Source organism: Candidatus Zixiibacteriota bacterium, assembly GCA_040753495.1.
Taxonomy (GTDB): Bacteria; Zixibacteria; MSB-5A5; order GN15; family PGXB01; genus DYGG01.
In genome coordinates this window covers 1-4,995 of sequence record JBFMEF010000191.1, presented here as the reverse complement: position 1 = coordinate 4,995, position 4,995 = coordinate 1, and the positions used below count along the sequence as shown (strand labels likewise).

Annotated in this window: 4 protein-coding genes; all 4 read right to left on the bottom strand. The window is 52.8% G+C overall.

Going from position 1 to position 4,995, the window contains the following annotated elements:
• On the bottom strand, positions 1–961 hold a 961-nt coding region (gene guaA, locus AB1690_12520; GenBank protein ID MEW6016128.1), incomplete at its 3' end, for a glutamine-hydrolyzing GMP synthase.
• Positions 962–964: 3 nt separating this feature from the next.
• Positions 965–2,593, bottom strand: a complete 1,629-nt coding sequence (gene nadB / locus AB1690_12515; GenBank protein MEW6016127.1) for an L-aspartate oxidase — start codon at positions 2,591–2,593, stop codon at positions 965–967.
• Positions 2,577–3,656 carry a tetraacyldisaccharide 4'-kinase gene (gene lpxK, locus AB1690_12510; protein ID MEW6016126.1) on the bottom strand — a complete coding sequence of 360 codons (1,080 nt, stop codon included), beginning with the start codon at positions 3,654–3,656 and terminating at the stop codon, positions 2,577–2,579. The genes nadB and lpxK overlap by 17 nt, the downstream gene beginning before the upstream one ends.
• Positions 3,653–4,903 (bottom strand): glycosyltransferase N-terminal domain-containing protein, encoded by a 1,251-nt coding sequence (locus AB1690_12505; protein MEW6016125.1) that lies wholly within the window; start codon positions 4,901–4,903, stop codon positions 3,653–3,655. The genes lpxK and AB1690_12505 overlap by 4 nt, the downstream gene beginning before the upstream one ends.
• Positions 4,904–4,995: the final 92 nt, after the last annotated feature.

The following is a 4,995-nucleotide window of genomic DNA, read 5'->3' as shown; positions in this document are numbered from 1 at the left end:
AAAACTCCACCCCCCCGATTTTTTGCGCCTCTTCCTCGAAAATATCTATAAAAAGATTGCCGATAATCTTCCGTTTCCGCTCCGGGTCTTCCACCCCGGCCAGCTGCGCCAGAAACCGCTTCGAAGCATCCACCGCAATCAGATGAATCCCCAGAGAGGAGAGCATCTTCTGGACATCGGTAAACTCGTTCTTCCGCAGGACGCCGTTGTTGACGAAAATGGCATAGAGATTATCCCCGATCGCTTTCTTCAGAAGCAGCGCGCAGACCGAGGAATCGACCCCGCCGGAAATCGCCAGTACCACCTTGCCGTTGCCGACTTTCTGCCGCAAGTCGCGAACGGTGCTTTCGATAAATGATTCCGTCGTCCAGTTCCCTTTGCAACCGCAGATATCGAAGAGGAAATTATGAAGAATCTGCTTCCCGTGGACCGTATGCATCACCTCCGGATGAAACTGCAGTCCGAAAATTCTGCCGTCATTCGATTCGGCCGCCGCTATCGGAACGGTCGCCGTTGACGCCGTGGCGGTGAATCCAGACGGCAGCCTTTTTATAGAGTCGCCGTGGCTCATCCAGACCCGGCTGGATTTCTCAACATTCTTGAATAGCGGCGAATTGCCGCTCAGACTTATCTGCGACTGCCCGTATTCCCGCGTTTCGGAGCGGACCAGTTCCCCGCCGAAAGTGTCGGCAATCAGCTGCAAGCCGTAGCAGATTCCCAGCACCGGTTTATCGATTTTGAAGAAAGACTTATCCAAGCGGGGCGAGCCGGACTCTTTAACCGAGGCCGGTCCGCCGGAGAGTATATACCCTCTCACGTTGCGCGAAGAATATGGCGCCAGGTCGGCATTAAACGGCACAATCTCGCAGTAGATATTCTCTTCACGCACCCGCCGCGCAATCAGCTGAGTGTACTGGGAGCCAAAATCAAGGATAAGAATCATTTCATCGGCAGCAGCCATAATCTATGCTCTTCCTTTCCGATTAGGGATAAACCGCTTGAATCCCGGCGGAGCAATGACGGTATCACGCCGGTAATGGAGGTCATCAGTTTCCGGATAATCGATTATATAATGCAGCCCGCGCGACTCTTTGCGGCGCGAGGCGCATCGGACAATCAGGTCGGAAACCAGCGCCAGGTTGCGCAGTTCGACAATATTATATGACGCTGGCTGACTCAGATAGTAGTTATTTATCGCTCTCAGAATCATCCGAATTCTCTCCTGCGCCAGACGGAGTCGTTCTTCCGAGCGGACAATCCCCAGGAAATCGGACATCAGCCGTTTTAGCGAAAGCCGGTCGTGCGAGATATAAATTTTTTCCTTCTGACGAACAATCGACGAATGCAGCCATTGCTCGGCGGGGGGCACCTCGGGGAAACGGTTTTCGGCGATAAAGGCGACAGCATCATCGGCGGCAAAGTCCGCCATCACCACCGCTTCCAGAAGCGAATTGGAGGCGAGACGGTTGGCGCCATGCATCCCGGTGCAGGCCGCTTCGCCGCAGACATACATCCCTTCAATATCGGTTCTGCCATAGATATCGGCAAGGACTCCGCCGCAGGCGTAGTGCGCTGATGGCACCACCGGTATCGGCTCTTTGGTGATATCGAGCCCCCGCCGCAGACATTCCTTATAGATATTCGGAAACCGCTTCTTGATTAAAGCCGCCGGGCGATGGCTGATATCGAGATAAACAAATTCTTCGCCGCTTTCTTTCATCTCGCTGTCGATGGCGCGGGCGACAATATCCCGGGGCGCCAGCTCCTTAAGGGGATGATACTTTCTCATGAACTTTTTTCCGGCCGCATTAATCAGAATCGCCCCCTCGCCCCGCACCGCTTCGGAAATCAGAAACGGTTTTCGTCCGGGAGAATAGAGGGTGGTGGGGTGAAACTGCACGAACTCGAGATTGGCAACCCGGGCGCCGGCCCGAAACGCCATAGCGACCCCGTCACCGGTTGCAATCGCCGGATTGGTGGTATTGAAATATGCCTGCCCCAGACCACCGGTGGCAAGCATGGTAACCGAGGCATAAAAACTGCTGAAATCCCGTTTATGCTGGGAAAAAGTGTAAACGCCTCCGCAGCGGCGGTGCCCCTGATGCTCATAAGTGATTAAATCGAGCCCGATAGTGTCGCGGAAAATATCGACATTCTTTTTCCTGCGGCAGGCGGTCAGAAGCGCCCGCTCAATCTCGCGGCCGGTAAGGTCGGCGGCATGAATTACCCGGTTGGTCGAATGCCCCCCTTCCCTTCCCAGGTCGTAACTTCCTTTCACCTTGGTAAACTTGACCCCGATATCAATCAGTTTCCTGACCGCTTCCGGTCCGTTTCGGACAATAGTCTCGACCACTTTCGTGTGACACAGACCGGCGCCGGCGGTAAGAGTATCGGCAATATGGGCATCAAAGCTGTCGGTCGGCGACATCACCGTGGCTATCCCCCCCTGGGCATAGTTGGTATTGGAATCTGATTCGCTCTTCTTGGTAATGACCGCCACCCGCGCTTTCGGCATCAGGTCGGCGACCTTCTGAGCGAAAAACAGCCCGGCGATACCGGAACCGATAACTATGAAATCATATCTTCTTTCCATATTTCTTTAGTAGCGTCTCGCTAAGAAACTCATACAGAGCTTCCTGTTCGACAGGATATCTGATATCCATTTCAAGATAATAAATCGGTATGCCAAAATCAAAACCTCGCAGCTTGACATAATCTTTGTGAGTAGTAATAACGAATTCCGGCTGGAATTGTTCGATATCCTTTCTGATAGCTATCTGCTCCCTCCGGTCGTAACGGCAATGGTCCGGAAAACGGCGGAATTGCCGGATATTCTTGAAGCGAGCCATCGCCTCGACTCTCAGAGCATCAAAATTCCCGACTCCGGCAAAGATATAGACCGGCTTTTCGGCCAGGGTCTCAAGCGGGAATGACTCTCTGTCGGACTTGACCGCCATCCACGCAAAAGAGACCGGTACCGTTTCTTTGCCATATTTCTCCTTTACCCATTCAAATCGCTCTGCCGTCTTTGCCTCAGCGCGCGTCAATATAACGAGGTCGGCTCTCTTTATGGCGGATAACGGCTCGCGGCGACGTCCCAGAGGAAACAACGGCTCCTTGCGAATGTCACCGGTGGCGTCAATCAGAAGCAGGTCAATATCTCGCGCCAAGCGCCGATGCTGAAAGCCGTCATCAATCAAAATCAAGTCCAGCTGATATTTCGCAACAAGAAACCGCGCCGCTTCCGTCTTGGTTTCGGCGACGACAAATAAGACTTCCGGCAGTCTCTCCGCCATCATCAGAATTTCATCCCCCACCATCTCCGGCCCGTGCGCTGCAATCTCCCGACCAGTTCCTGCTATTTGGCCTTTCGCTCTTCTACCATAACCGCTCGACGCGATTCCGACTGACTTGCCCTTCTTGATAAAATATAAGGCAATCTCGATTACCATCGGCGTTTTGCCGGTGCCGCCGAGAGTCAGGTTTCCGACCGATATAACCGGCACTTCCAGTTTCAGCGCTGTTGAAGTCATCAACGAATTGAGATAGAGCCCGAGACGATATACAAGGGATACCGCCCATAGAATAAATAGAAGGGGCGAAAACAGGGGGTTGCGACGGTTGCCAAGAATTTCCCGCCAGAGTTTTTCCATCATTTCAGATATTTCACAATCTTCAACGCTGTGCGATAAGCGCGGGAGGACTCCCGCGTCAGTTCGCTGCGGCGACGGTAACTTCTTTCTCCCGCAAGAAAGGCGCGAAGACTTGCTCTCAGTTCTTCTCCATCCTTTATCATTTCGCCGAAACCGCTCTCCAGGATATAGCGGGAACTGTCGCCGACGTTGAATATAGAGGGACCATAGAGCACCGGGATTCCCGCCCAGACCGGTTCCAGAATATTATGTCCGCCGATATCGCTCAATGTGCCGCCGACAAAGGCAATATCGGAAATATGGTAGAGGTCGTTGAGAATGCCCATCTTATCGACAACAACCAGGTCGACATCGCCCGACGGCGTCAATCTTGAATGCAGCAGATATTTCAATCCCCGATTCTCAACCGTCATGACTATCTGCGGAATTTTATCCAGATGCCTTGGCACCAGGAGCAACTTCAGTTCGGGGAATTCTCTCTGCAGGCTTTGATATACGTCAAGAATTACTTCATTCTCGCCGTTTCTGGTCGAGCCGGCTATAAAAATCTTCGCTCCTGCGGAGAATGGAAGATTTTCCCGCAAGGCTATCTTTTCGGCTTCAGACAAGTTTCTGGCCGGCGCATCAAATTTGAGACTCCCCAAAACTTCGATTTTATTCGGGTCGGCGCCGATTTCAACAAAACGGGCGGCATCACTTTCCGTCTGCAAATCCATCTCGGCATAATGAGAGAAAACCTGGCGCATTCCTGATTTCACCTTCAGGTACCGTTTATGGGCTTTTTCCGAAAGACGTCCGTTGGCTAAGATAACCGGAATTTTTCTTTCTCCGAGCAGGCAGATATGATTGGGCCAGATTTCGGTCTCGATGAACACAGCCACCGACGGCTTCACCAGGCAGAGAAACCGCTCAATCGGCGCGCGATAATCTAAAGAGAGATAGCCGGCTCCGATGGCATCATCGATACTCTTTTCCGCCCGCTCCAGTCCGGTGGCGGTCATTACTGTCACGTAAATATCGCACTGCGGCGCCAGATTTTTTATCTGCGCCGCTACGGTCGCCAGGACATTGACTTCCCCCATTGACGAGGCATGCAACCAGACAACCGGAGCGGTTTTGTTGACTCTTGTTACTCGGTGGAACCCCAGCCGATTGCGCCATTTGCGGGAGCCCAAAAGTGCCGCCAGAGCGGTGTAGGGCAACGTGATATAATAGACCAGAAACGTGAACGATTTATATAAAGCCAGCATCAGAGATATTCTCCCACAATCTCCGCCGCCCGTTTCCCCGCCCCCGGCCTCCCCAGTCGGTCGGTCAGCTGGTGCAGTTTCAATATTATTTC